Raw genomic sequence first — 214 nt, forward strand, 5'->3', positions numbered from 1 at the left:
GATAGCGGATAGTACCGTGAGGGAATGGTGAAAAGTACCCCGGGAGGGGAGTGAAATAGTACCTGAAACCGTGTGCCTACAAGCCGTGGGAGCGTCGGACATCAGCTTGCTGGTGTCTCGTGACTGCGTGCCTTTTGAAGAATGAGCCTGCGAGTTTGCGGTGTGTTGCGAGGTTAACCCGGGTGGGGTAGCCGTAGCGAAAGCGAGTCCGAAC

At 56.5% G+C, this 214-nt stretch carries 1 rRNA gene; it reads left to right on the forward strand.

Annotation, left to right across the window (positions count from 1 at the left end):
* A 23S ribosomal RNA gene (locus tag IG64_RS37355) occupies nucleotides 1–214 on the forward strand; the annotation flags it as partial.

Source organism: Streptomyces sp. NRRL S-340 (genome assembly GCF_000720185.1).
Classification (GTDB): Bacteria; Actinomycetota; Actinomycetes; order Streptomycetales; family Streptomycetaceae; genus Streptomyces.